Annotated in this window: 23 protein-coding genes and 1 pseudogene; 14 read left to right on the top strand and 10 right to left on the bottom strand. The window is 71.2% G+C overall.

The window, feature by feature from the left end; genetic code table 11:
- Window positions 1-185: 185 nt before the first annotated feature.
- Window positions 186-584, top strand: a complete 399-nt coding sequence (locus ACFXKZ_RS41645) for a hypothetical protein (protein WP_380009691.1) — start codon at window positions 186-188, stop codon at window positions 582-584.
- A gap of 90 nt (window positions 585-674) precedes the next feature.
- Here ACFXKZ_RS41645 and ACFXKZ_RS41640 read toward each other — a convergent pair whose 3' ends face one another.
- Window positions 675-1,571: a sigma-70 family RNA polymerase sigma factor gene (locus tag ACFXKZ_RS41640; protein WP_380009688.1), complete on the bottom strand. Its 897-nt coding sequence runs from the start codon at window positions 1,569-1,571 to the stop codon at window positions 675-677.
- A gap of 102 nt (window positions 1,572-1,673) precedes the next feature.
- Between ACFXKZ_RS41640 and ACFXKZ_RS41635 the strand changes: the two genes are divergently transcribed.
- On the top strand, window positions 1,674-2,135 hold the full coding sequence (locus tag ACFXKZ_RS41635; RefSeq protein ID WP_380009685.1) for a carboxymuconolactone decarboxylase family protein: 462 nt from the start codon (window positions 1,674-1,676) through the stop codon (window positions 2,133-2,135).
- A 151-nt stretch (window positions 2,136-2,286) separates the two neighbouring features.
- Here the strand turns inward: ACFXKZ_RS41635 and ACFXKZ_RS41630 are convergent, their stop codons facing one another.
- On the bottom strand, window positions 2,287-3,066 hold the full coding sequence (locus tag ACFXKZ_RS41630; protein ID WP_380009682.1) for an alpha/beta fold hydrolase: 780 nt from the start codon (window positions 3,064-3,066) through the stop codon (window positions 2,287-2,289).
- A gap of 187 nt (window positions 3,067-3,253) precedes the next feature.
- Between ACFXKZ_RS41630 and ACFXKZ_RS41625 the strand changes: the two genes are divergently transcribed.
- Together ACFXKZ_RS41625 and ACFXKZ_RS41620 are read left to right on the top strand one after the other, a co-directional pair.
- Window positions 3,254-4,228 carry a S1C family serine protease gene (locus tag ACFXKZ_RS41625; protein WP_380009679.1) on the top strand — a complete coding sequence of 325 codons (975 nt, stop codon included), beginning with the start codon at window positions 3,254-3,256 and terminating at the stop codon, window positions 4,226-4,228.
- Window positions 4,229-4,447: 219 nt separating this feature from the next.
- Window positions 4,448-5,095 (top strand): hypothetical protein, encoded by a 648-nt coding sequence (locus tag ACFXKZ_RS41620; RefSeq protein ID WP_380009676.1) that lies wholly within the window; start codon window positions 4,448-4,450, stop codon window positions 5,093-5,095.
- On the opposite strand, the gene ACFXKZ_RS41615 is transcribed toward ACFXKZ_RS41620, so the two are convergent.
- Window positions 5,078-5,599 (bottom strand): FAD-dependent oxidoreductase, encoded by a 522-nt coding sequence (locus ACFXKZ_RS41615; protein WP_380009673.1) that lies wholly within the window; start codon window positions 5,597-5,599, stop codon window positions 5,078-5,080. The two genes, ACFXKZ_RS41620 and ACFXKZ_RS41615, sit on opposite strands and share 18 nt — an antisense overlap.
- Window positions 5,600-5,914: 315 nt before the next feature.
- On the opposite strand from ACFXKZ_RS41615, the gene ACFXKZ_RS41610 reads away from it, so the two are divergent.
- A complete protein-coding gene (locus ACFXKZ_RS41610; protein WP_380009670.1) occupies window positions 5,915-6,130 on the top strand; it encodes a hypothetical protein in 216 nt (71 codons plus the stop codon).
- A gap of 121 nt (window positions 6,131-6,251) precedes the next feature.
- On the opposite strand, the gene ACFXKZ_RS41605 is transcribed toward ACFXKZ_RS41610, so the two are convergent.
- On the bottom strand, window positions 6,252-7,175 hold the full coding sequence (locus tag ACFXKZ_RS41605; protein WP_380009667.1) for an anti-sigma factor RsbA family regulatory protein: 924 nt from the start codon (window positions 7,173-7,175) through the stop codon (window positions 6,252-6,254).
- Between the two features lie 197 nt (window positions 7,176-7,372).
- Here ACFXKZ_RS41605 and ACFXKZ_RS41600 point away from each other — a divergent pair, with 197 nt between their 5' ends.
- Entirely contained in the window at window positions 7,373-7,948 is a 576-nt protein-coding gene (locus tag ACFXKZ_RS41600; protein ID WP_380009664.1) for a DsbA family protein, read from the top strand.
- 85 nt (window positions 7,949-8,033) lie between these two features.
- On the opposite strand, the gene ACFXKZ_RS41595 is transcribed toward ACFXKZ_RS41600, so the two are convergent.
- Together ACFXKZ_RS41595 and ACFXKZ_RS41590 are read right to left on the bottom strand one after the other, a co-directional pair.
- The gene (locus ACFXKZ_RS41595; protein WP_380009661.1) at window positions 8,034-9,470 is read right to left on the bottom strand and encodes an MFS transporter; all 1,437 of its coding nucleotides are present in this window, start codon (window positions 9,468-9,470) and stop codon (window positions 8,034-8,036) included.
- 164 nt (window positions 9,471-9,634) lie between these two features.
- Complete coding sequence (locus ACFXKZ_RS41590) at window positions 9,635-10,219, bottom strand: TetR/AcrR family transcriptional regulator (RefSeq protein WP_380009658.1); 585 nt, start codon at window positions 10,217-10,219, stop codon at window positions 9,635-9,637.
- Window positions 10,220-10,832: 613 nt separating this feature from the next.
- Here ACFXKZ_RS41590 and ACFXKZ_RS41585 point away from each other — a divergent pair.
- Window positions 10,833-11,012 (top strand): hypothetical protein, encoded by a 180-nt coding sequence (locus ACFXKZ_RS41585; protein WP_380009655.1) that lies wholly within the window; start codon window positions 10,833-10,835, stop codon window positions 11,010-11,012.
- 414 nt (window positions 11,013-11,426) lie between these two features.
- Window positions 11,427-11,762 (top strand): annotated as a pseudogene (locus ACFXKZ_RS41580) (NUDIX domain-containing protein); the annotation flags it as partial.
- Between the two features lie 38 nt (window positions 11,763-11,800).
- Here ACFXKZ_RS41580 and ACFXKZ_RS41575 read toward each other — a convergent pair.
- Window positions 11,801-12,502, bottom strand: a complete 702-nt coding sequence (locus tag ACFXKZ_RS41575; protein WP_380009878.1) for a hypothetical protein — start codon at window positions 12,500-12,502, stop codon at window positions 11,801-11,803.
- A gap of 10 nt (window positions 12,503-12,512) precedes the next feature.
- Here ACFXKZ_RS41575 and ACFXKZ_RS41570 point away from each other — a divergent pair, with 10 nt between their 5' ends.
- A complete protein-coding gene (locus ACFXKZ_RS41570) occupies window positions 12,513-13,409 on the top strand; it encodes a class II aldolase/adducin family protein (RefSeq protein ID WP_380009652.1) in 897 nt (298 codons plus the stop codon).
- Window positions 13,310-14,425, top strand: a complete 1,116-nt coding sequence (gene murA, locus ACFXKZ_RS41565) for a UDP-N-acetylglucosamine 1-carboxyvinyltransferase (RefSeq protein ID WP_380009649.1) — start codon at window positions 13,310-13,312, stop codon at window positions 14,423-14,425. Before ACFXKZ_RS41570 ends, murA begins: the two co-directional genes overlap by 100 nt.
- A gap of 359 nt (window positions 14,426-14,784) precedes the next feature.
- On the opposite strand, the gene ACFXKZ_RS41560 is transcribed toward murA, so the two are convergent.
- Together ACFXKZ_RS41560 and ACFXKZ_RS41555 are read right to left on the bottom strand one after the other, a co-directional pair.
- On the bottom strand, window positions 14,785-15,411 hold the full coding sequence (locus tag ACFXKZ_RS41560) for a hypothetical protein (RefSeq protein ID WP_380009646.1): 627 nt from the start codon (window positions 15,409-15,411) through the stop codon (window positions 14,785-14,787).
- Window positions 15,412-15,916: 505 nt separating this feature from the next.
- Entirely contained in the window at window positions 15,917-16,843 is a 927-nt protein-coding gene (locus ACFXKZ_RS41555; RefSeq protein ID WP_380009643.1) for a hypothetical protein, read from the bottom strand.
- A gap of 492 nt (window positions 16,844-17,335) precedes the next feature.
- Between ACFXKZ_RS41555 and ACFXKZ_RS41550 the strand changes: the two genes are divergently transcribed.
- Window positions 17,336-17,788 (top strand): hypothetical protein, encoded by a 453-nt coding sequence (locus tag ACFXKZ_RS41550; RefSeq protein WP_380009640.1) that lies wholly within the window; start codon window positions 17,336-17,338, stop codon window positions 17,786-17,788.
- On the top strand, window positions 17,788-18,384 hold the full coding sequence (locus tag ACFXKZ_RS41545) for a GNAT family N-acetyltransferase (RefSeq protein ID WP_380009637.1): 597 nt from the start codon (window positions 17,788-17,790) through the stop codon (window positions 18,382-18,384). Before ACFXKZ_RS41550 ends, ACFXKZ_RS41545 begins: the two co-directional genes overlap by 1 nt.
- A gap of 246 nt (window positions 18,385-18,630) precedes the next feature.
- Here ACFXKZ_RS41545 and ACFXKZ_RS41540 read toward each other — a convergent pair whose 3' ends face one another.
- Window positions 18,631-20,187 (bottom strand): class I adenylate-forming enzyme family protein, encoded by a 1,557-nt coding sequence (locus ACFXKZ_RS41540; protein ID WP_380009634.1) that lies wholly within the window; start codon window positions 20,185-20,187, stop codon window positions 18,631-18,633.
- Window positions 20,188-20,610: 423 nt separating this feature from the next.
- Here ACFXKZ_RS41540 and ACFXKZ_RS41535 point away from each other — a divergent pair, with 423 nt between their 5' ends.
- On the top strand, window positions 20,611-23,670 hold the full coding sequence (locus tag ACFXKZ_RS41535; protein ID WP_380009631.1) for a hypothetical protein: 3,060 nt from the start codon (window positions 20,611-20,613) through the stop codon (window positions 23,668-23,670).
- A gap of 245 nt (window positions 23,671-23,915) precedes the next feature.
- Window positions 23,916-24,326 carry a BlaI/MecI/CopY family transcriptional regulator gene (locus ACFXKZ_RS41530; RefSeq protein WP_380009628.1) on the top strand — a complete coding sequence of 137 codons (411 nt, stop codon included), beginning with the start codon at window positions 23,916-23,918 and terminating at the stop codon, window positions 24,324-24,326.

The raw sequence follows: 24,326 nt of genomic DNA, 5'->3' as shown, positions 1-24,326 counted from the left end.
GCCCTCGACAGCATGTCGTGGGCCGTGGCCGCGCGAGCGGAATCGAGCGACGGATCGGATGTGGTGGACGTGCTGCGGGGCGCTACGGGGGCACCTGAGGCGGGTGGTACGCCTGATGGCCGGCCCCGACGCCCGGTGGGAACAGACGTTCGAATTCGGGTTCGATCGGGGCTACCATGATCGGCATGACCGAGCCACCGGACGTCGACGCACTGGAGGCGTCGTTCTCCGGTGGCCGCGCGACCCTGGGGCAACGCGTCGACGCCACCCGCGCGCAGGCGGCCCGCGCCGGCGCGGACGCGGAGACGCCGCGCCACGGCCGGCCCGGACCGCCGCCACCGGCGGAGGGCACGTGGGTGTGGGTCCGGCAGCCGGAGGACCGCGGCGTACTGCTGTGTCGTGTGGTGCGCTGGGAGCGCACCGCGTCCGGCGCCTGGGCGCTGCGCGTCGACCTGCCGATCTGGGCCGGATACCGGGTTCCGGGCGGGTACGAGATCGACGGGTCGCACCACCTGCAGATCGCGCCGACGCACGCGCTGATCGAGATCCCGGGCCAGGACTACAGCCGCATCCCGCGCCCGTAGGGCGTACCCGCGTCACGGCGACGCGTCGCGCGTCGGCGGTCGGCGCGGAGGCCGAAGGCCCTTCGCACCGACCGCCGTGGGGCGATCCGGTCAGCCCGTGAGCATGCTCAGGTCGATCCCGGCCAGCCGCTCCGGGTCGGTGAGGATGTCCAGCGAGGTGATCCGCCCGTCCTCGATCGTGAACGCCATCACCGACAGCGGCGTGCCGTCGGAGGCCAGCGAGACCACGCCCGGCGTGCCGTTGATCAGCGCCGGCAGCGCGATCTCGGCGAAGCGGGCGAAGGTGATCGCCTGCGACGCGACCTCGGCCGCACCGCGCCGGACCAGGCTCGGCCGCAGCGTGCCGCCGTCGGAGCGGGCCACCACCTCGGGGTGGAGCACGGCGACCAGGGCCTCGAAGTCGCCGCCGCGCGAGGCGGCGAGGAACGCGTCGACCACCGCGCGCCGCCGACCCGGGTCGGGCTCCGGCGCGGGCGAGACGCCCTGGACCCGCCGCCGGGCCCGACTGGCGAGTTGCCGGGTGGAGGCGAGCGTACGGTCCAGAACCGGGGCGATCTCGTCGAACGGCACGCCGAACATGTCGTGCAGGACGAAGGCCAGCCGCTCGTCCGGGGCCAGCGTCTCCAGCACCACGAGCAGCGCGATGCCGACCGAGTCGGCCAGCAGGATCTCCTGCTCGGGATCCATGCCGTCGGGACCGCTGACGATCGGATCGGGCAGGCGCACGAACCCGTCGTCGTCCTGCAGCGGATCCTCCCGGCGCGCCGTCCGCGACCGCAACATGTCCAGGCACACCCGGCCGACCACCGTGGTCAGCCAGCCGCCCAGGTTTTTCACCTCGGAGATGTCGGACCGACTCAGCCGCAACCAGGCGTCCTGAACCGCGTCGTCGGCCTCGCCGAGCGAGCCCAGCATCCGGTAGGCCACCGCCCGCAGATGCGGCCGGGTCTCCTCGAACCGCTGCGCCAGGAAATCTTCTTCGCTCACCTGTCACATCTCCATCGGCCGTTTCGTCAGTGCAGTGAAGGACGATAACCGGCCGGTACTCGAACGAACCGACCGCCCACGATCGAGAGAGAAGAAGACGTCATGAGCGCTCGGATGAAGAACCCCGCCATGGTCCTGCCCGACACGATGAAGGGCATCCAGTCCATCTACAAGGCGATGTACTCCGGCGGCGTGCCGCAGGAGATCCTGGAATTGGTCCACCTGCGCGCCAGCCAGATCAACGGCTGCAGCGCCTGTGTGTTCGCCGGCGTCGCCGGCGCCAAGAAGGCGGGCACCACCGACGAGCGGCTGCACGCCGTCGCGGCCTGGCGCGAGGCCCCCTTCTTCTCCGACGCCGAACGCGCCGCACTGGCCCTGACCGAGGCGTCCACCCGGCTCGCCGACCACAGCGGCCAGGCCGTACCGGACGCGCTGTGGGACGAGGTCGCCGACCACTTCGACGAGCGGCAGCTGTCCGCGATCATCCTGATGATCTCGATCACCAACTTCTTCAACCGGATCAACACCACGATCGAGGAGCCGGCCGGCGCGTCCTGGGGCTGAGCCGCCGCGGCACGGGGCGATACCCGGGATCCCGCGACGGTCCCGGGGCCGACACCACGCGCGGAGGGCGTGCGTGGTGTCGGCGGAACGGGGGTCGAAGGCGTGCGGCGGACACACCTTCGACGGTCGCTCAGGACACGCGGGGCAGGGCTCAGGAGCCGACCGGCAGGAACGCGTCGAGGATCGGGAGCAGCAACTCGGCGCGTCCGGGCACGGCCATGTGCGTGGTGTCCGGCAGGACCGCGAGCCGGGACGAGGGGATCAACCCGTGCATGAACGCGGCGTGTTCCACCCGGATGAAGTCGGTGTCGCCGATCACCAGGAGGGTGGGCGCGGCGATCGCGCGCAGCTCGTCGTCGGTCCATTCGGTGAAGCCGTGCGCGACGGGCTGGAGCTTGGCCAAGGTGGCTCCGAAGGCGGTCGGGTCGGGGGCGACCCGGGCGTACGCCTCGACCATCGCCTTGAAGTCGGCCTCGGTCGGCAGGCGCGGCGAGGTCTGCTCGGGGGCGGAGATCTCCGGGAAGTAGCCGTCGTGCCGACAGTGCGTGGCCAACAGGGCCAGCCGGTTCACCCGTTCCGGCGCGCGCACCACGGCACGCAGCGCGGTCAGGCCGCCGAGGCTGTAGCCGAGCAGGTCGGCCCGATCGATGTCGAGGTGGTCGAGCAGCGCGATCACGTCGTCGGCCAACACCTCCAGCGACATCTCGCGGTCGGAGTCGGCGGTGTGCCCGTGCCCCTGCAACTCGACGCCGATCACCCGCCGGTTCGCGGCGAGCGCGGGCAACAGCGCGCCGAAGGACAGGTCGATGGTCTGCGCCCCACCGTGGAGCAGAACCAACGGGGGCGCGGCTCCCTCGACACCGTGCTCCTCGTAGTACATCTCGATCCCGTTGACCGGCGCGTAGCCGGCGGTGCGTGCACTGGTCGTCATCCCACTGCTCTCCTGACCCTCGTCCGAGTGAATACGCGACGTCACACTCATTGGACCGACGGAGCCGGCAAAACTCATCGCGGGCATCCGAACGTGCGGGCGCGCTCCGGGTTGCGGTGTCGGGTTTTGGGGTGGGCTTGGGGGTGCTCTCAGGTGGTCTTCATCTGCGGGATCGAGAGTCTCGGGTATGACGGAAGACAATGCGGGGCGCGCGGAGTCCACCGGGAGCAAGACGCGGGCCCCGGATCGGCGGCGGGTGAAGCGGGCCTTGCCGGTGCCGGTGGTGGCGGCCGTGGTGGCCGGCCTGGTCGGCGGGTTGTCCGGGGTGGTCGTGGTGCGCCACTTCGAGGACGCCGACCACGCGCCGCCGGCGGCGATCGGCGGGGCGCCCGTGCGCAACGCCTCCGCGGGCGGCGGCGCGGGGTCGGTGTCGGCGGTGGCGGCGGCCGTCCGGTCGAGTGTGGTCGAGTTGCGCGTGACCTCGCGGCGCGGCTCGGTGACGGGTTCGGGGGTGGTCCTGGACACCGCCGGCCGGATCCTGACCAACGATCACGTGGTGACCGGGGCGGGTCCCGGCGGCCTCACGGTGGTCTTCGCCGACGGTCGCATCGCCGCCGGCACCGTGTCGGCGAGCGACGCCGCCCACGATCTCGCGGTGGTCCGGGTGAGCGGTGTCGGCGGCCTCACCCCGGCCGTGCTCGGCGACTCGGCGTCGTTGCAAGTGGGCGACGGGGTGGTCGCGTTCGGTTCGCCCCTCGGCCTGGGCGGCACGGTCACCTCCGGTGTGGTCGGCGCGCTGAACCGGCCCATCACGACGTCCGGAGAGAGTGCGGTCGTGCCCGACGACGCGAGTGGCGTGCGTACCTCGCCCATCGCGGCGACCGACGCGAACACGGTGACCTACCAGGCGATCCAGACCGACGTCGCGTTCGGCTCGGGCAGTTCGGGCGGCCCGCTCGTCGATCTGTCCGGCCGGGTCGTGGGCATCGACTCGGCCATCTACGACACCACCTCCGAGGGCGGCAACGACCTGCCCTGGGGCGGCAGCAGCGGTGGCAGCGGAGGCGGCGCCGAGGCGGACGCCGGCAGTGTCGGCATCACCTTCGCGATCCCGATCGATGTGGTCAAGACCTTCCTGAACACCCTCGGCCCCGACGCCTGACACCGACCCGAGTCGATCGTGCCTACCCGCGTGGGCCGGGCACCGGGTGGCGGACTCAGACGTTCGGCTCGACGTACACCGCGTGCCGTCGATGTCGGTCACGACACGGCAGCCTGCCACAACGACCGAGGCGCGGGGCGGCGGGTACGCGCGGGGGAACCCGTTCGGCGCGGGCCGCGTCCATTCGCCGGATGTGGCGACGGAAGGGGAGTCCGGGCGATGGGTGGACGGCGGGTCACCGTGGGGACGGCGTGGCTGCGCGGGGCGGTCGTACCGGTCGTGATGGCCGTGACGGCGACGGTGACGGTGACCGCGTGCAGCGATTCGGGTGGGGGCGGGTATCGGCGGTCCGCTCCGGACCAGGCGCCCTCCGCGCTGCCGTGGACCGGGGAGGGGGCGCGGCCGGCCCTGGCGACGGTGCGCACCCGGGCCGCGGTGTTCCGGCTGCGGGTGCCCACCGACCGCTGGGTGCAGGGCGATTCGGCGGCGGTGTCCGGCTCGTACTGCCCAGGCGTGCGGGTCGTGGTCAATCGGGGCGTGTCCGGCCCGGACCTGGTGATCCAATCCTTCGGCACAGCCTGCGACCCGCGCACCATGCCAGGATGGGAGGGCCTGAGCCCGAAGGACCTCTACCGCACCGAGTCCGACATCCCGACGGACCGCCCGGTCGAAACCGTACCCACTCCGCTCGGGCGAGCCGTGATGTTCGCGGGCACGGACGGCGGACCGACGGCCGTCGTCTTCCTCGCCTCCCCGCTCCTGCCCGACCACCCGACCCTGGTCATCCGTACCGGCGGCCAACCCCAACTCTTCGCGACGACCCAACTGGCCGACCTCCTCCACAACGGCCTACTCCCGGCGGAGTAGCCCCGGGCAGCGCGGGTCGGCGGACGAGCCGTTCGACTTCGCGGCCGGGATGGAAGCCGGACACGAGCGGTGTGCACCGCTTGCGCAGGGCCCGGGTCCAGTGGGCGGCGGCATCGCGGCCGTGCAACGCGGTTGCCACGCAGGCGACTTCGTGCGCGGACAACCCGAGCGGGGCGTCCGCGACCGGCGGCGCCGGTCAGGCACGGCCACCTCCAAGACGCGGTTCGCGAGCAGTACGCCGGCCCCGCTCCTCGTACACCGCGCCCGCGCCGGCGGGAAAGCACGGATGGTCGGCGCCGGGCGAGCCCGATCGGGTCCAGCGGGTGCCCGCCATCGCCGGCGGCGGCGAGCAGGGTGCGCGGCACCCGGTGCACGGTCGTACGAGGCCGCGTGCGGATTGGGCAGCGGGCCCTGCTCGACGAGGGTGGCCCGATGGCCGGCCCGGGCGCGCTCCAGGGCGGTGAGCAGGCCGACCACGCCGCCGCCGACGATCACGGTACGCATCACCGTCCCCACGTCGGCGCCGCCGCGGTGTCGCCGACGAGCGGTTCAGCCCTTTTCGGAGTGCCGCCTCCCCGGGCCGCCCCCGTCGCTCCGGCCGCGACGGCCCGCCCGCCGTCCCGGTCGATCACCCGGACGGGCCAACCCCGCCCCGCCCGTCTCGACGGCCGACCACGTGCCGGTGACCTCGTACTCCGTGTCCCCGCACGCGGATCGGGACCACCCGGCCCGGCTCGGCGCGGCTCCGGCCCGGATGCGCGCGGGACCGCCCCCGGATTGCATGGTGAAGCCGGTGAATCCCAGCACACGGGAGCGGAAATGCATGTGATGCGAGCGGTCGAAGGTCCGGACAATGTCGTGTGGCACGCGATGGAGGGCGAGGACACCGCGTTGTGCGGCGAGACCCTGCCGAACTTTCGTGAAGTGCACGGCAGTCGCCGGCGGGAGACGTTCTGTGTGGCGTGCATGATCGAGATCGAACAGATCGCGGCGCCGGGCGCGACGCCGGACGCGGCCCCGACGTCCCGACACTGAATCCCTCACCAGTTCGTCCCACCAGTCTTTCCCACCCCGCGGCCCCGACCTCACCCGCCCGCTCCTCCGGGCGAACGAGGTCGGGGCCGTCGCGCGGCGGCTCCCGGTTTCGGGCGACCGATCAGTCCGACACCCGCAGGCGCAGCCGCACGGTGGTGCCGGTTTCGGTGGAGCGGATCTGGACCAGGTCGCAGATCTGGTTGGCGATCCACAGGCCGCGGCCGCCGTCCTGATCGGTGGTCGGGCGGTGACGGCCGGCGAGCGGGTCGGTGATCCGGCCGGCGTCGTGGACGTCGCAGAACAGGTGGGCCCCCTCGGACCACAGCACGATCGTGCCGGCCGCACCGCCGTGCACGACGCTGTTGCCGGTGATCTCACCGATCGCGAGCAGCGCGTGATTGACCCGGGTCCGCGTCGCGTCGGGCAGTATCCGGCGGACCAGCGTCCGGACACCGGCCAGTTCGCCCGCCCGGAAGGCCAGGCGTTCGGCGTGCCCCGGGGCGCCCGGCAGCGGCGGGCCGCGCAGGGTCGCCGCGTACACCTCGGCGTCCGGGCGCGAGCGCCGCTCGCCGGTGGCGCCGGTCGGCGGCGGGGGGTGGGCGCGCCGCGCCTCGGCGATCACCTCGGGGTGCAGGCCGCAGACGTCGTACGGACACAGCAGCCACCACGCCTCGTCGGCGAAGGCCAGGTCGAGCAGCACCTCGTGGTGACCGCACTCGACCAGTTCGGCGGCGTCGCGGCCGACCCAGATCGGCTCGCCGATGCCGCGCCGGCCCCGCGGGCCCTGCGCCGCCGTCCACTCCCGCCAGGCCGGAATGATCCGCGCCGGATTGCGGCCGACCCGCTCCATGTCGATCCAGGTCACCAGGTCGGCATCGGCGGCCAGTTCCTTGCGCAGCGCGCCGGCGCGCGACTCGATCACCGCGACGGCGACCGCCTCGCCCGCGCGCAATCCCGCGCGCACGAAGGCCGCCGTGCGCTCGACGAAGTCGTCGAGGCCCGCGTACAGCAGCGCCTCGTGGCGAAACCTCGGGGCCGCGTCCATCCGGGCGTCACCTTCCCCAGTGCCGGGTGGGCAGTCGTTCCCGACCGGCCGGTTCCAGTGAACCTACCCGATGACCGCAAATGCACCGAAGCGCCCCGGACGGCCGCGCAGGCGGGCGACACCGCACGCGACCGACCGGTTACCCCGAACGGGCGGTCGGAGGAGTCGCGGCGCGGCCGGCCGGACAGAGGCGAACAATGAGCTTCCGCACCGCTCCCGGCGCGCACGGCACGGCCCTCGTCTACGGCCCCCAGGACCTCGCCCGCTGTCTGGACCTCTACGCCGACCCGCGCTGCCCGTTCTGCCGACGCATGGAGGTGGGGCTCGGGCCGGTGTTCCGGCGACTGGCGGACGAGGGCCGGTTCGTACTGCGGTACCACTTCGCCACCTTCCTGGACGTACGGCTGGGCGGCGAGGGTTCGCATCGCGCGGTGAACGCCCTGCGCGGCGCGGCGGACGTCGGCCAGGGGCCGTTCCTGGACTACCTGCACGTGCTGTACCAACGGCAGCCGGACGAGTCGACGGACACCTTCGCCGACCCCGACTTCCTGCTGGACGCCGCCGGCGAGGTGCCCGGGCTGCGCGGCGCCGACTTCGACCACGTCGTGCGCGGGTTCACCCATCGGGCCTGGGTGGACCGGGCACAGGCGGACTTCGCCGAATCCGGGGTGACCGGCACCCCGACCGTACTGCGCGACGGCACCCCGCTGACCGTCCTGGACGCCTCGGGCAAGGCCCTGCGCCCGAAGGTGTTCCTGGCCCAACTGCACTGACCGCGCCCGGTGTTCGACCGGCCGCGACCTCGTGGGCACGCCCTCCGGAGAGGGCGCGCCCACGAGGTGTCGGTGGTGCGGGAGGTCAGACGCCGACCGGGACCTTCGGCGCCGGGGCCTCCGTCGCCGACTGCGCACGAGCGCGCGGGATCAGCGCGGCGGTGACCGAGCCGACGCCGGCGAGGGCGACGCCGACCCACAGCGCCGGGACGAGGCCGTCGACGAAGCTCTCGGGCGAGGCGAAGCCGCCGTTGGAGCTGAAGACCGAGGCGAGCACCGCCACGCCGAGGACGCCGCCGAGTTCGCGCAGCGCGTTGTTGGCGCCGGAGGCGACGCCCTGCTGGTCGGTACGGACCACGGACATCAGCAGGCTCGCGGTGGGGATGAAGTACAGCGACATGCCCAGCCCACACAGGATCAGGGCCGGGATCTGCTGCGCGTAGGTGACGTCGGTCGACGCGGTGACCGCGAACCAGGCCAGACCCGCCGCGCTCAGCGCGAGACCCGCGACGACCAGCGGCCGGCCGCCGATCCGGGCGGACAGCGGGCCGGCGAGCGGGGCGATGACCACGGGCATCATCGTCCACGGCAGGATCCGCAGACCCGCGTCGAGCGGCGAGTAGCCCTGGACACCCTGGAGGTACTGGGTGAGCAGGAAGATCGAGCCGAAGACGCCGGCGAACATGAGCAGCCCGGAGAAGGTCAGGGCGGTGAAGGCACGGTTGCGGAACATCGTCATGGGCAGCATGGGCTGTGCGGCGCGGCGTTCGTAGCCGACGAAGACGGCGATCAGGGCGGCACCGACGGCCATCGGGGCGATGACGCCGACGCTGGACCAGCCGTGGCCCTCACCGCGGACAAGGCCGAAGACGAGGCCGAGCAGGCCGAGGCTGACGAGGACGGTGCCGACCAGGTCGAGGCGGCTGTTGGGGCCGTGGCTCTCGTCCACCTTGCGCAGCGTGAGCGGGACCAGGACCAGGCCGAGCGGGACGTTCAGCCAGAAGATCCACTGCCAGGAGCCGTGTTCGACGACGGCGCCGCCGACCAGCGGGCCCAGGGCCACCGCGAGCCCGTTGATGCCGCCCCACAGCCCCAGGGCCATCGGGCGTTTCTCGGGGGCGACCGCGCGGGTCAGGATGGTGAGGCTGAGCGGGAGGATCGCGGCGGCCCCGGCACCCTGCAGGGCGCGGGCGAGGATCAGCGTCTCGGAGTTCGGGGCGATCGCGGCGATCGCGGAGGCGACGGTGAAGATCCCGATGCCGGTCGCGAAGATCCGGCGGCGGCCGAACCGGTCGCCCAGCGCGGCGCCCAGCATGAGCAGCACCGCGAAGCTGAGGGTGTAGGCGTTCACGGTCCATTCGAGCTCGGATATCCCGGCGTCGAGGTCCTCGCGGATGGACGGCAGCGCGGTGGTGACGACGAGGTTGTCGAGCGAGGCCATGAAGAGGGCGAAGCTGGAGGCGAGGAAGGTCCACAGGACGGTGCGCGATCCGGTCGCGGGTCGCGCCTGCTGCTGGCTCATGGGATCCCTTGGGTCGAGGTCCGGACGTAGTGATCGATGACTAACTTTGACGCTCAGGATTAGTTATTGATTACTAACTATTGCGGGCAGGGCTCTGCCCATCGGCGTCGGGGCGGACGGAGAAGGGTCCGCGAGTGGTGCGGTCGGGTCGGGTGGGGCGTGGGTCAGTCGGACGGTGCGGACGCGGGCAACTCGGGGGCGGGCGGCTCGGGCGCCGGTGGCTCGCCGAACCGCTCGGAGTCCTCGCACAGATCGCAGTGGAGCAACTTGCCGTCCGCGGAGAGAACGTCGTCGAAGTACCGGTTGCGGGGCAGGTCGAGCGAGGCGATGACGTTGCAGAGCATGCCGCGCGCGAAGAAGTTGGTCAGCTCCTCGCCGTCGACCCCGGTGACCTCCCGGGCGAACGCGTCCAGCCGGTTCCAGAACCCGCGGATCTCGGACCGCAGTTCGGCGTCCTCGGCCGCGGCGTAGGCCTGCAACTGGATGCGCAGCAGATCGGTGTCGGTGTCGGTGTCGAGGAAGTCGTGGTAGGCGTGCGCCATCGCATGCATCGCCGGGTAACCGGTGAGGCCTTCGGTGGCACGGCGGAAGCGCTCCTCGACCCGATCGAAGGCGTACTCCACGGTGGCGAGGAAGAGCGCCTTCTTGTCGTTGAACAGACGGAACAGATACGGCTGCGAAACCCCGACACGCTTCGCGATCGCCGACGTGGAGGTGCCGTTCAGACCACCCTTGGCAAACTCGGTCACGGCAGCACGAATCACCGCAACACGACGCTCGTCCGCACTCATCCGAACAGTGCCGGCCACACGACTGGTAGGAGCTGCCATGCCAAGTAAGTTATTACTCAATAACTCATCTCGTCAATCCCCATCCGCGGCGCCGGGCTTGGTGCGTCTCTGTCTCCGCCCTCGGAGGGAAGGTGTCACCGGTTCGTGTCCGACTCCGCCGAACGGGGTCTCTTTTTCTCGGACGGCGGTTCTCCGGCATGTAAATATCGGACATTTCGCCGATTCTTTACTCGTACTTGGCGTACGGGCAACGCAACCCCGAACGCCGACACCCTCGGAGAACACGTTGAGATACCTGGCTCTACTGCGGACCGCGGCCCCGTCGGTGCTGGCCGCCACACTGCTGACGGGAGTCGTGGCGCACCCCGCCGCGGCCGACCACGAGGACGGTCACGGTGGAGGCGGGGACTGCCCGCACAGCTGGAGGGCCGGGAAACCCGGCCCTCCAGGGCCCGCAGGGCCCGCGGGTCTCGCCGGTCCTGCGGGTCCTGCCGGTCCGACCCGGCCGACCCAGATCGTCCAGACGACCTACACGCTGACACCCGGGCTCAACACGGGAACCGCGACCTGTATGGCGGGAACGGCCATCACGGGCGGTGGATTCAAGACGCCCCTCGGAGGCAACAACCTCACCGTCCAGGTGTACGAGTCCTACCCGTCCGCCGCGGACACGTGGACGGTGTCCTTCAACAACTCGGCGAGCACCGCGGGCTCCTACGTGGTCTACGCCGTGTGCCAGCCGGTGACCTGAACCCCGGCGGTCCGCGCCGGGCGGTGACACCCCATCGCCTGGCGCCGGCCGCCACGACCGAGGCCCGGTCGGGCTGGATGTGCGCCCTCGTGGCGGACCGGCGTCGCGACGACGTTCGCGGCCCATCCGAGGTGGGACCGCTGATGTGTGGCCGGCCGGACCCTTGGTCGGTGGCGTGCGTCAGCGATGGCTGAAAAGCGCCTGCCCACGTCCAACACGCACCCGGAACCCCCCGCGCTCAAGCGAGCCGGGCCAACCGCGAGCCCGGCGACCCCGGCCGAAGCGGTGGGCAGTAGTCGCTGTCCCACCGGCGGCCTGCCGGACGAGAATCAATCACGGGCGACAGCAGTCGACTGACCTTCCGGCCGCAAGACGGGAGATGCCCGGGGTGTCGCGATCCTCCGAAACGATCAGATGATTAGCGTGCCGGGTATGGGTGATTCGAGGCTGGTTGCAGCATCGGGGGCATTGATTCGAGACGAGGTAGATCGCGTTCTGCTCGTGCGTCCGACCTACAAACCCGGCTGGGAGATTCCCGGGGGCGTGGCCGAGGACGGCGAGTCACCTCTTGAGGCGTGTCTCCGGGAACTCCGCGAAGAATTGTCCTTGGTACCGCCGGATCCCCTACGTCTGCTCGTAGCTGACTGGGTGCCGGCCGCCGACCGTCCCGGCGGCATGCGGTGGATCTTCGACGCCGGAGTGCTGACGCCGGCGCTGATCAGCACGCTACGGCTCCCACCCGATGAGCTGAGCGCGTACGAGTTCGTGCCTGCGGACAGCGTGCCGGACTACATGCCGCCGCGCCGGGCCCGCCGGATGGAGTCGGCTTTGATCGCGCTCAAGCGAGGGCCGATGTACCTGGAGGCGGGCGAGGAACCCGGCGCTTTCCAGGCCGTAGCGCGAGTCAGGGGGGCGACGCGTTCACGCAGGTCGGCGCACTCGGTGATGTGCCGGTAGGGCGCGGTGGCGTCGAATAGATCGCTCAGGCGTTGCCGGACACGAAACAAGTGCAGGCCGGTCGCGGCGGTGACGGCCGCGTGGCCGGTGGCGCACGCCTGCTCGACGTCGCCCTGCCGCAATCGGACCTTCGCGAGTTCGGCCAGGTCGAACGCCGTCGAGCGGACCTCTTCGCTGCCACGAAGGAGGAGCGATCGCTCGAATCGTTCGGCGGCCCGGTCGAGCTGCGTTCGGTCGTGGGTGGCGAGGTCGCGGTAGTTGGACGCGGTGGTACCTGCGAGTTCGGCTTCGGTGAAGTATCCCAACCACGTGGGGGCGTCTCCGTCGGTGGTGCGGGCGAAGGCTTCCTCCGCGTTTCCGATGGCGCGGTGAGTGTCCTGGACACGGCCGAGCTGCCCGCAGATCCACCCCTCGCGGGTGGCCGGCATGCTGTCCAGACGCGGTAGGTGGACGTCGCGCACCGTGTGCTGGGCCATCCGGATCAGGTCGAGTCCGGTGCGCAAGTGACCCAGCTCGACGCATTGGACCGCCATGGTCGCCAGGATGTTGTTCCCCGCCTGCCACGGCATCGCGCACGCCCACCCTCCGCACGCGCTCGCGTTCGCCTCCCTCGGCGAGACGATCCCGTCCGTCACCAACCAGCTCGACACCCTCGGAGAGATCCCCTGCGTCGCCGCCGACGACCACGCGATCAAGCGCCGGGTCGCCAATGGCCACACCGCCATGCCGATGATCCCGGGCGTCGCCCAATCACCCGGCCCCTACGTCGTCAACATGGAACTCATCCCCCAGGTCCTCGCCCACCTCACACCCCGCGCGGGCGAACTCGATCGACCCGGCCTCGGATTCACCATCCACCGGCACGGCGCCATGACCATCGGTCGCACCCTCCACGAGGCCGCGAACAACCTCCACCGGATCGAGTCCGGAGCCCAGGCCGCCATCCTCCAGGCCACCCTGCTCGGCGGCCTGTCACACGTGCGTACCAACCCCCTCTTCGCCTCCGATCACACCCCCGAAGACGCCCGCGCGTCTGCTTGGATCGGTTCGTGCCGACACTGGGCGTATTCACCCGATCACAACGGAGGAATCCCGCCCGTGGAGGCGAACAACACGAGCACTGCGGCCCAGACCATGGCCGCCGACCGGCACCTGTACGGCATCACCGGCGGCCAACCGCTGAAGGGCGCGGTACAGGTAGCCGGCGCCAAAAACAGCGCCACCAAACTTCTCGTTGCCACCCTGCTCACCACCGAACCCTGCGTGCTGAGCAGGGTGCCGCGCATCGTCGAGGTCCAGATCGTCCTGGACATGCTCGCCGAACTGGGCACCCACGTGGAATGGCTGGACGAGCACATCTGCGCGTCGCCACCCCCACCGTCGTCAACCCTTCCCTGTCCGAGGCGTACAGCGGCGTCAACCGCATCCCCATCCTCATGATGGGACCCCTCCTGCACCGCGTCGGCGAGACCGTCGTCCCGCTTCCCGGCGGCTGCAAAATCGGAAAGCGCCCCGTCGACTTCCACCTGAGCGGCCTGCGCGCCATGGGCGCCGAGATCACCGAACAGCTCCGCTCCGTACGGGTGAAGTCCCTTGGACTCAAGGCCGCACACGTCGAACTGCCATTCCCGAGCGTCGGCGCCACCGAGAACCTGCTCCTGGCTGCCGTCCTCGCCCAGGGCACCACGGTGATCTCGAACGCGGCGGTCGAGCCCGAGATCATCGACCTGATCATGTTCCTGCAACAGATGGGCGCCCTCGTCGACGTCCGCGTCGACCGCACCATCGTCGTCCAGGGTGTGGCACGGCTGCGCGGTGCCCGCCACGCCCCGATCCCCGACCGCATCGAGGCCGCGAGCTTCGCCGCAGCCGCGGTTGCCACCAACGGGCGCGTGGAGGTCGTGGGGGCCGTTCAGGAACACATGACCACGTTCCTGAACCACCTTCGGAAGTTGGGCGGGGAGTTCGAGGTCACCGACCGTGGACTCGCCTTCCACCGCGCCCGTGACCTGAGCGCCGTGCACGTCCAGACCGACGTCCACCCCGGCTGCATGACCGACTGGCAACAGCCCCTGACCGTCCTGCTCACCCAGGCCAACGGTGCGTCCGTGATCCACGAGACCATCTACGAGGACCGGTTCGGCTACACCCGGCAACTCGCCGAAATGGGTGCCAACGTCATCCTGAGCACCGACTGCCTCGGCGGCAAGCCCTGCCACTTCGCCAGCCGCGACTTCGAACACTCCGCCGTCGTGCTGGGGAGCACCCCCCTCACCGGTGGCGATCTCGAAATCCCCGACCTCCGCGCCGGCTTCGCCTACCTCCTCGCCGCCCTCATCGCCGAGGGGGACAGCACCATTCGCGGCACCCGCTACGTCGAACGCGGCTACGAAGACCCCGTCCGGAAGCTCGCCTCCATCGGCGCACAGATCCAGACCACCCCAGCTGCGCCGTAGCCACAGGCGACGCGCGCACCACCGAACCCGGTCCGGTGGTGCGCGTGTCGATCAAGGACGAAGTGGTTGCGCGCCCTCGGCGGACTGCGGCGGCACAGCACGGTCCATCGGCTCGATCGCCAGATCCAGCACCGGCAGCGGTTCCGTCACGCCGACAGAGAGCCCCGGCCAGGTAGGTGATCGGGTGGGTCGGAGCGAACCCGTCCGGTGTGTAGGCACGTATCAGCTCACGCATCTCCGACCCCCGTCCGACCAAGCAAGCCGGCGCACACCGTCCACCTCCGCCACCCCACGGTCAAGGCCCCCGGCCTCGGCCGGGCATCGCGGGCAGCGTGGAACGGCGGCGGGGCGCCATGGACTCAGGTCAGGCGCCATTTGACGACGGGCTTGCCGAAGCCGGGCAGGAATTCGACGGTGACGGGCTTTGCGTTCTGCGGGAGTTGGTAGACGAGGAAGGCTTCGAGGGACTGGCCCGGTGGAATCCGGACGGCATCGGGGAACGTGCCGCCGGCCGCGATCGTCGCGGGGGCGGCCAACTCCCACTCGCCCCGGTCGTCGACGATGTGCGAGCTGAAGACATCGGACGCGTTGAGGGTCGTCGACCCGGTGTTGTCGATCTTCCAGAGGAGGGCGACGTAGCGCTTCCCGGACGAGGCCCCGGCGTAGGGGTTCGCGGCGGGCGCGGGATCCACCACCCGGCGGAGCGTCGCACTGAACACGCCGCCGGTCGAGCTGTCTACGGTGCCGGGCTCGCCGACGCCCACCACCGTCGCCGCGCTCGCCGTGGCCGTCGGGGACGCGCCTCCACAACGCTTGCGCCACTCCCCAACGGGCATGGCGGGGTCACCACAGCTCATGCTCTCGATGGCATTGGCGGCGGTGTTCTCCCTGGTCCCCGAGCTCGGCCGGCCCGAGCCGCCGGAACAGGCCACCAAGGCCGCACTCAGAACAGCACCTATGACATACGTGAACGCGCGGGTGCGCATGATTCCCCCCCGATCGGCCGGCGTGCACATGATGCCAACCCGCCAACACCCCCGTACACCACGTGCGGCGGGTGATGTCCGCGCCGCCGTGGCGCCCGCACGGCAGGGTGGCCCCGGCCGCGTGGGGGGCAGCGTTGCGCCATGCGGCCTACCTGGACCGGCTTGACCTGCACACCCAGAGCGAGGGCGTCTTCGGCGCGCGGACTTGCGTTTCGCAGGGGGCATGTCGGCGAAGCGAAGTGGGAAGCCGGGACCGTCCGACACGATCTGCAAGGCGTGCTGGACGTGGTGATGACGGCGCCAGAGCGCCACCAGCCGCGGAGCGATCATCAGGTCGGATCGCTCCCAGTACGCGCATTTCTCGCAGGTCGGTGCCTGCGCGCCACGAGCCCGGTGAACCGAGATGTGATGTTCGACGAGCATCCACAACGCCACCGAACGGCCGGCGCGGCCCTCGGCGGTGAGACGTGCGCACTTCTCGCATGAGGCCGCCGACGCCCCGCCGCTAGGCAACACGATGCTCACCGTTGTCGTCGGTCTGATCCATCTCGGGTGCGCCGCTCGCGCACCCGCGGATGCTTCCGGCGGGGGCGAGGATGTGCCACCCGACCGCTGCAAGCGTGCTCAGGTATGTGGCGTATCGCGCCTGGACCTCGGCGTCGGAGCCGACCCACATCACCGTCGTCAAGTGCGCGGCCCGCGGCCCGACCGGCAGCACCCACAGCCGGACGAATCCGGGCCGCGTCTCGGCCCACTCCCGGATGATCGACACCCGTGACCCGCCGGGGCGCTCTTCCTGACCGAACGGGCCGCCGCCCTCGGGGTGGACGAACGCCCCCCGGATGTACACCCCGGCGGGCGCGTCCTCACCTCCACCGTCCACGTCCCTGATCGCGTCGTCCAGGCGCCGGAAGGTCTCCTTCCGTGTCTCCTCCCCGGTCACGGTTCCCCCCACGGACCCAGGTCGGCGTACGGGCCACGACCGCCGTGGACGAGCCGGGGTGAACGCCCGTGTCGAGTACAGATGCCGAGTCTGCTCCACCGAGATCACCCACCACAGCCGGGTTCGGTCGGCAGGCTCCACTGTCGTAAACGGCACGTCCCACCGCCGGCCCACGGAGTAGGGCACGAGACCTGTGTACGTGTCGTCGTCGGCCCGCATACGGGGCTGATAGAACATCAGTCCGTCGACGAAATCCGTCAGATGCTCGGCGAACTCGTTCATCGTGGACCAGTTGCCGATCGCGGCGTGAACCGCCCCGGCCGGGAACGACACGGCGGAGAACATCGTCCCGGGCGTGAACCAGCCGGCTCCCGAGTGTGCCCACTCGGCGCGTGCCTGCGGTGCCGATGGCGCTGCATTCAGCAGCCATTCCCAAGGCTCGCCTCCCTCCGGCGCCACGTCCGACGGGGCAGGGGGATCAATGGACATCGCGTATTTCCTTCACGACAACGGGGCCGACAGCGTCATTCGATGACTCGCTGTTCCTGGTGGGCCCGGACGAGAGTTTCGAGGCGGCGAATACACGGCTCGCAGGCGTAGAAAGGCCCGGCACCCTCGTGATCGGTGTGCACAGGTCCGAGCGTTCCATCGCCCGCCCCTCACGCGAGACTGTCCACGACGGTGGCCTCGGCCCACACCCGCTTGGAGAGATCGCCGAACACTGCGGCTGGTTGTACTACGACGCCGACCAGCAGGAGAACGCGAAACGCTACTGGGGCGAGGCCCTGACGGCAGCCACGATGCTCCGTGACACCAACCTGGAAATCCTGGTCTTCTCCTCCATGAGCCTTCAGGCGCCACGAAGGCAGCCCCCGAGACGGCTTCGACCTGGCGCGTGCCGCCCAAGACCGCGCAACCCGTCTCGGCTCGCCCATCCTCCAGTCCCTCATCGCCGCCCGCGAAGCACGGGCCCTGTCGCTGATGGCCGACGGCACGGCCGCCCGGCGCCGGATGGTCGACGCGATGCGACTCGTCGATCGCAACGGACGAGGGCGGCGCCCTTCACCCGCGTGGGCCGCCTTCCACGGGCAGGCCGAGCTGGACTACGCGCAAGGACTTCTCTACACCGAACTCGGGCACCACCACGCGGCGACCGGGTTCCTCCGCGCCGCACTCGCCCACCAGGAGGCGAACTACGGCCGCAACCGAGCCCTCTACCGCCTCACGTTGGCCCGGAGCCTGATTGGCGCCGGTGAAGTAGACGAAGGAGCAGCTCAGGCCACGGGCAGCCTGGACGATCTACAAGAGGTCGAATCGGGCCGGGTCACGCGGCGCCTCACCGAAGTGGTCGGCTCGCTGCGCGCCGTCGATGCCGTCTCTGCCAGGGACGCCACCGAGGAATTGGCCGAGTACGTAAAGAAGGGGGCTGCGTGATGCCCGAGGTGACGTACGAGCGATACGAGGGCCAGGACGCCGCAGCACAACTCGACACCTTCCTGCCGGCTTATGAGGAGGTCTACGCCGAACCCCCGTACAGCGAAGGCCCCTCCGACGTAGCTGCGTTCATCGAACACTTCCTGCTCCACACGCAACGACCGGGGATGCGCCTGATCATCGCCCGCGACGGCGAGGACGTCATCGGCTTCACCTACGGGTACCTCCTGCCTCGCGACACCGGATGGTGGACGAACGTCGACCGGGTCCTCCCGGACGACTTCACCCGCGAGGACGGCAACCGGACTTGGGTGATCCTCGAACTCGCCGTCCGCGAAAAGTGGCGCCGCCGCGGTATCGCCGCCGCCCTGCACGCCGCGCTCCTCGAGGGCCTGCACGTAGAGCGGGTAACACTAACCGTCCGCCCGGAACCGGAGGCGGCCCCGGCGCAGTCCGCTTACACATCGTGGGGCTACCGCACCGTCGGGGTTTCGCACCCATGGGAAGACGCGCCGTTCTACAACGCGATGATTCTCGAACTCAACGGCCGGCCCACCCCGGCCCCACCGGATACGAGGGACCGTCCCCGACGGTGAACGAGGTCGAACAGCACCAGCGTCGCCGGCGTCTCGCGTGCCATCCACGCGGCCTTGGCGGGCGAATCGGCCAGGTCCATGCGGGACTGCAACAGTCCGAAGTCGCTGCGACGCTGCGCGAAGGCCACGATCTCGCCATCCAGGACCGCCGTCGTGGCGCCGAGCACGCCGCCCAGCTCGTGCAGCTCGGGATGACAAGTGAAACCAGATCAAGCCGTTCTCGCGCGGCGTGGCAGCGGTTGTGCGTCAGATCGGAGGTCGGCTGTCGGCCATCTCCCGCAGCGACTTCTTGAGGACCTTGTCGAGGGTGCCAAGGGGGAAGGCGTCGACGAAGTAGATCGCGCGGGGGACCTTGTAGTCCGACAGCCGCTCGCGGCAGGCCGCCAGGATGCTCTTCTCCAGGGTGTCCTCGTCGGGTGCGTCCGGTTTGCGGATCACGAAGGCCACCACGACCTCGCTGAGGAAGTCGTGGTGTTTGCCGACCACCGCGACCGATCCGACGCCGGCGACGGCGCCGACGACGTCCTCGACCTCGCGGGCCGAGACGTTCTCGCCGCCGACCTTGAGCAGGTCCTTGTCGCGTTCGCGGTAGAACACGTTGCCGCCGGCGCCGAGTAGGACCATGTCGCCGGTGCGGAACCAGTCGCCGACGAACGCGGCCTCGGTGGCCTGCGGATCGCCGTGGTACTCCAGGAACAGCTGTACGCCGCGTTGGCCGCGCAGCCACAACTCGCCCACCTCGCCCTCGGCGCACTCCCGGCCGGTCTCCGGGTCGACCACGGCGCAGGCGTACCCGGGTGCGGGGCGGCCCATCGAGCGGGCGGGCAGGTACTCGGTGGGTTTGCCGGTGATCGCGTGGGTGACCGTCTCGGTCATGCCGAACGCGGCGTACACGCGCAGTCCGAGCATCGTGTCCAGGGCCGGGGCGACCTGGCCGAACACGCCCACCCGCAGGGCGGTTTCCGGGCGGTTCGGGGCGGCGAGCACACCGAAGCAGAACGGCATCAGCGACATGTGGGTGATCCCGTGCCGGGCGACCACGTCCCAGAACCGGCTGGTCGACCACTTGGGCGTCAGGACGGCGGTCGCGCCCACGCCGAGTACCGAGAAGAACGACCAACTCTGCGCGTTGACGTGGAAGAAGGGCAGGTGGATCAGGTAGCGGTCGTCGGGGCCCAGGTCGATGCTGCGCGGACCCGAGCGGCTTGCCCAGATCGCGTTGGCGTGCGTGTGTACGACGGCCTTGGGGCGGCTGGTGGTGCCGGAGGTGAACATGATCCCGAACGGGAGCAGCGGTTCGATCGGGCGTCCGGTCCAGGTCGCGGCGTCGCCGTACAGGTCGGCGAAGGAGACCGTGTCCGGGGCGGCGCCGTCGATGACCGCGACCCAGTCCAACGCGGCGCCGGACTGCGCCAGCGGGGCGACCAGGTGGGGTTGGGTGACGGCGGCCATGCAACCGGCACGCTCGACGAAGTAGGCGATCTCGGCGGGGGTGGCGCGGGTGTTCGTGGTCACCGCCACCGCGCCCACGGTCGCGCAGGCCAGCCAGGCCAGCACCATCTCGGGGCAGTTCTCGCTGTGGACCAGGACCTTGGCGCCGCGGCCGATGCCGCGTCCGGTCAGGCCGGCGGCCAATCGTTGGGTGTCGCGCAGCAGTTCGGCGTAGGTCCAGGTGCGGCCGGTGCCCTCGGCGGGTTCCCACACCAGCGCCGGATGTTCGGGGCGGTGCTCGGCCCAGTGCCGGAGCAGCCAAGGGATGTCCTGCCCGTGCACCTGGAATCCGTCGATCGTGCCGCCCGCCATGGTGATCCCCTCGTGCTCGTCGTCCGCGCGACCCGCGTCGGCACGGGAACGATAGGCAAGGGTTTTTGACGACGTCAAGGATATGGCGAAAACAGGTTCTCGTGGAGGGCGTGTCCGTCCTCTTCTTTCGGGAGGATTTACCGGCCGCCCTTGCCCGTGCGCAGATCCGCGAAGTCCTCCCCTGGGTCGCGCCGCGCCGGCATGCTGGCTGGTGCCGAGGGTGGGGAGCGGGTCCCGGTGGAGGCTGACGCGCGTGCCGTGGTGGTGGGGATCGGCCGGTGGGATGCGGTCGGTTCGGAGGGGTGCGGAGGGCACGGAGGGCACGCGCCGGCTTGGGCGGAGGTTGCCGCGGCGCTGACTCGGCTCGGGTATCGCACGACGGAGGTCCATACCGGCGTTCCGGGTGGGGAGTCGGGCAGCGGTGTGGCGGATACGATCGCCGCCGCCCGGGTGGTCTACGTCGCCGGGTACGGGCGGATCGGGCCCGACGTCGCGGTCGGGCGGTGGATCGCCGATGCGGAACGGGGTGACGCGCCGACGCTTTTTCTCCTCGATATGTATGGGGCCGACGCGGCTGCGGTGCGGGCATTGGTGAATCGCTCGGATACGTCCGCACAGGTGTGGGTGATTGCTGCCGGCGTGGGGGAGCCGGGTGTGTGCGACGGGGGGTTCGGGCGGGCCCTGGTCCGGGTTTTCGACGAGGTCGCGCGTACCGGACTGGATGCCGACCCGGCGCGCTCGCGCGTCGCCTTCTCCGTGGTGTCCCGGCGGATCCGGCAGGCGATGGGGGAATCGCCCGGTCGCGGCCTTCCCGTGTACAGCACGCCGACGCCTCCGGCTCGGGACGAACCGGTCCTGCCGTTTCTTCCCAACCCACGCTTCGATCCGACCGCGCCCAGTGTCGCCGGCATCGATCCGGCGTTACGGGCGTTCCTCGAATCCGGGGTCGTCGGGTACGGCGTGGCCGAGGGTCGCGCCGGTGTCGGGTTTGTGGGGCGGCGTTCGGGGCTGCGGAGGTTGGTCGGCTGGGCGGACGATGTCGAGGTGGGCGGGCTGCGGGTGATCGCCGGTGGTCCCGGCGCCGGCAAGTCGGCTCTGCTGTCGGTGCTTGCGTGTGCGGCGCACCCCGTATTGGTCGCCGCCGCTCCGCAGGTGCGGCGGCGGTTGCTCGCCGACGATCCTCGATGTTGTCCCGCCGTGGCCGTGCACTTGGCGGCCGTGCATGCGCGGGGGCGTACGCGGCACGAGATCCTGGCCGCGATCGTCCGGCAGCTCGTGCCCGACGATCCGCGCCCGGACGACCTGTTCGATGCGGGGGCGTTGGCGCGGCTGCTCGGGGACGGGCCGCACATTCCGGCGATCCTGGTCGACGCTCTCGACGAAGCCCTCGAACCGGCCGCGACCTGTGCGGACCTGGCCGACCTGGCATGGATTCGGCGCGCCGACCACCGTCCGGCGGTGCGCTTGATCGTGGCGGCACGGCGCCTGCCGATGTTCGATCGATTGTTCGAATTGGCCCGCGCCCAGGGTGGGTTGCTCGACCTGGATGCCGCCGACCCGAACGAGGTACGGGCGGACCTGGCCGCGTATCTCCGGGGTCGGTTGGCCGAGGTGCCCGCGTATCGGCCGGCTGCGATGGGGGCGATCCGGGAGAGCCTGGCCCGGGCCGTCGCCGATCGGCTCGCGTCGCGTGGCGGGGAGGGGGCCGGGTGGGGGGCGTTCCTGATCGCCGACGTCTTCGCCCACTACCTGGCCGCCGTCCCGCCGCCCGCCGACCCGGACGAGGCGGCGCGATGGGGCGGCCTGGCGCCGACCGACCTGCCGGCCGTGCTCGATCTGGATCTGGGCGTACGGGCCGACGGTGAGCACATCCGGGCGATCCTGGCCGCGCTGGCACATGCGCGCGGTGAGGGCATGCCGGCGGACGTCGCGCTGCCCCTGGCCGGACTGTTCGCGCCCGACCTCGACCCCGAGCGGGCCCGCGCGCTGCTGCCGGATGCGCTGTTCCACGTGCGGGCGACCCCCGACCACGACGGCACGCTCCTGTACCGGCTCTTCCACCAGGGACTCGTCGAGCACCTCATGTGTCACCCGCGATCGTCTGCCGAGGCGGGTGTGCCGACGGCCGGGGCCGTGCTGGATCGACTGCTGGGGTGTGTCGGGCGTGAGGGGGCGCGGCGTCGGTGGGATATGGCTTCGCCGTATGTGCTGCGGCATGTCCTGGTGTATGCCGAGGCGGCCGGGCGGCTGGGCGAGGTGTTGGCCGATGACGCGTACCTGGCGTGGGGCGACCCCGCCGATCTGCTGGCCGCGTTCGCTCGGGCGGGGATGTCGGAGCGGCGGATGGCCGCCGTCGTGCATCCGACGCCGCCGCCGCACGGGGCCGTACCGCCCGCCCGGCGGCGGCTGCTCGCGTTGGAGGCCCATCGGCGCGGCGCACCCGCGTTGGCCGCATGGCTCAATCGCACGACCGCGCCCGGTGCGTGGAAGCCGATCGCCGCCGGTGGCACCGGGCTCGTCGACGAACCGCGCGGGCCCCGGCACGGCCACGGGCGCGCCGTGTGGGCGGTGGCCTGTGCCACGGTCGCCGGCCGGCCGGTCGTGGTCACCGGCGGGCAGGACGACCGGATCCGGATCCGCCGCCTCGACATCCCCGACCCGATCGGCGCCGGCCTGGCCGAACCCGTCTGGTGGGTGCACGCGATCGCCTGCACCACCGTGCGCGGCCGGCCGATCGCGGCCACCGGATCCCGCGACAACGCGGTCCGGCTCTGGGACCTGACCGGTCGGGTCCGACTCGGCGAGCCGCTGACCGGACACACCGGGTGGGTGACCGCGTTGGCGTGCACCACGCTGCACGGCCGGCCGATCGTGGTCAGCGGATCCGCCGACGCCACGATCCGGATATGGGACCCGCTCACGGGCCGGCCGATCGGGACGCCCCTGACCGGCCACACCGGACCCGTACACGCGCTGGCCTGCACCGTCCTCGACGGCCGCCCCATCGTGGTCAGCGGCTCCGCCGACCGCACCGTACGGGTGTGGGACCCCGCCGACGGTCGGCCCGTCGGCGCACCGTTGACCGGCCACACGGGCGTGGTGCACGCGCTCGCCTGTACGACCGTGCGCGGCCGTCCCGTCGTGGTCAGCGCCGCCGGCGACGCCACCGCGCGGATGTGGGATCCGCGCGCGGGCACCCCGCTCGGCCGACCGCTGACCGGTCACGCGGACAGCGTGCACGCCATCGCGTGCGGCACGGTCGGCGGCCGATCCGTCGCGGCCACCGGTGCCGACGACCACACCGCGCGAATCTGGGACCTCGACGCCGGCCGTCTCCTGGACCGCATCCTCCTCCCGGCCCCGTCCCGCGCACTCACCTTCACCCCGCGAGGTCTGCTGATCGCCTTCGACATGGACATCGGCCTGTGGGCCCGACAGCCCGCCGACACCTCGGGTCGGTGCGGCACCGGGGGCGTCCCGTAGCGTCGGGGGTGCGGGGCCACAGTTGGTGCGGCCGGTGCCGTGGATGTCGGCGGCGATACTCTACATAGGTGTAGAAAGCACAGAGGCGCAGAAAGCATCCGGGCGCAGAAGGCTCGGAGCACGGATGTGGAACGGTGGAGCGGCGGCGCGGCGCCACCTCGCCACCTCGACGCCACATCACCACCACCTCCGCACGACACCGACACCACCTCGGCACGACCCGCGGCACGACTCCCGGAGGCGATATGACGGTCCGTCCAAATCCCGGCAAACCGTCGGCGCGTGCGGTGCGGCGCGGCCCGGGGGAGCTGGAGTCGGAGGTGCTGGCGCTGCTGTGGGTAGCGCGCGGACCGCGGACCGCGGCCTGGGTCCAGGCCGAACTGGCCGGTGATCTCGCCTACACCACGGTGGTGACCATCCTGTCCCGCCTGCACGACAAGGGACTGCTCGCCCGGGCCCGCTCTGGACGGGCGTACGCCTACACCCCGGTCACCGACGAGGCCGGCATCGTGGCCCGCCGGATGCGCGCGCTCCTCGACCACGAGGCCGACCGCCAGGCGGTGCTCGCCAGCTTCGTCTCCGAACTCTCGGCCGCCGACGAGTCGATCCTGCGCGCCCTGCTCGGCGCCGCCGGACCGGCCGAGAGCCGGGGTTGA

This window comes from Embleya sp. NPDC059237 (genome assembly GCF_042754105.1).
Classification (GTDB): domain Bacteria; phylum Actinomycetota; class Actinomycetes; order Streptomycetales; family Streptomycetaceae; genus Embleya.
The sequence above is the reverse complement of the archived record's forward strand: the minus strand, read 5'-3'. Positions and strand labels throughout refer to the sequence as shown.

Coding starts and splice junctions, on each gene's coding strand:
- ACFXKZ_RS41625 (WP_380009679.1), top strand. CDS start 3,254: ATGACGGAAGACAATGCGGGGCGCGCGGAGTCCACCGGGAGCAAGACG.
- ACFXKZ_RS41635 (WP_380009685.1), top strand. CDS start 1,674: ATGAGCGCTCGGATGAAGAACCCCGCCATGGTCCTGCCCGACACGATG.
- ACFXKZ_RS41610 (WP_380009670.1), top strand. CDS start 5,915: ATGCATGTGATGCGAGCGGTCGAAGGTCCGGACAATGTCGTGTGGCAC.
- ACFXKZ_RS41575 (WP_380009878.1), bottom strand. CDS start 12,502: ATGGCGGTCCAATGCGTCGAGCTGGGTCACTTGCGCACCGGACTCGAC.
- ACFXKZ_RS41645 (WP_380009691.1), top strand. CDS start 186: ATGACCGAGCCACCGGACGTCGACGCACTGGAGGCGTCGTTCTCCGGT.
- ACFXKZ_RS41615 (WP_380009673.1), bottom strand. CDS start 5,599: ATGCGTACCGTGATCGTCGGCGGCGGCGTGGTCGGCCTGCTCACCGCC.
- ACFXKZ_RS41600 (WP_380009664.1), top strand. CDS start 7,373: ATGAGCTTCCGCACCGCTCCCGGCGCGCACGGCACGGCCCTCGTCTAC.
- ACFXKZ_RS41595 (WP_380009661.1), bottom strand. CDS start 9,470: ATGAGCCAGCAGCAGGCGCGACCCGCGACCGGATCGCGCACCGTCCTG.
- ACFXKZ_RS41530 (WP_380009628.1), top strand. CDS start 23,916: ATGACGGTCCGTCCAAATCCCGGCAAACCGTCGGCGCGTGCGGTGCGG.
- ACFXKZ_RS41550 (WP_380009640.1), top strand. CDS start 17,336: ATGGCCGACGGCACGGCCGCCCGGCGCCGGATGGTCGACGCGATGCGA.
- ACFXKZ_RS41560 (WP_380009646.1), bottom strand. CDS start 15,411: ATGCGCACCCGCGCGTTCACGTATGTCATAGGTGCTGTTCTGAGTGCG.
- ACFXKZ_RS41570 (WP_380009652.1), top strand. CDS start 12,513: ATGTTGTTCCCCGCCTGCCACGGCATCGCGCACGCCCACCCTCCGCAC.
- ACFXKZ_RS41620 (WP_380009676.1), top strand. CDS start 4,448: ATGGGTGGACGGCGGGTCACCGTGGGGACGGCGTGGCTGCGCGGGGCG.
- ACFXKZ_RS41540 (WP_380009634.1), bottom strand. CDS start 20,187: ATGGCGGGCGGCACGATCGACGGATTCCAGGTGCACGGGCAGGACATC.
- ACFXKZ_RS41605 (WP_380009667.1), bottom strand. CDS start 7,175: ATGGACGCGGCCCCGAGGTTTCGCCACGAGGCGCTGCTGTACGCGGGC.
- ACFXKZ_RS41585 (WP_380009655.1), top strand. CDS start 10,833: ATGGCGGGAACGGCCATCACGGGCGGTGGATTCAAGACGCCCCTCGGA.
- ACFXKZ_RS41545 (WP_380009637.1), top strand. CDS start 17,788: ATGCCCGAGGTGACGTACGAGCGATACGAGGGCCAGGACGCCGCAGCA.
- ACFXKZ_RS41555 (WP_380009643.1), bottom strand. CDS start 16,843: ATGTCCATTGATCCCCCTGCCCCGTCGGACGTGGCGCCGGAGGGAGGC.
- ACFXKZ_RS41630 (WP_380009682.1), bottom strand. CDS start 3,066: ATGACGACCAGTGCACGCACCGCCGGCTACGCGCCGGTCAACGGGATC.
- murA (WP_380009649.1), top strand. CDS start 13,310: ATGGCTGGACGAGCACATCTGCGCGTCGCCACCCCCACCGTCGTCAAC.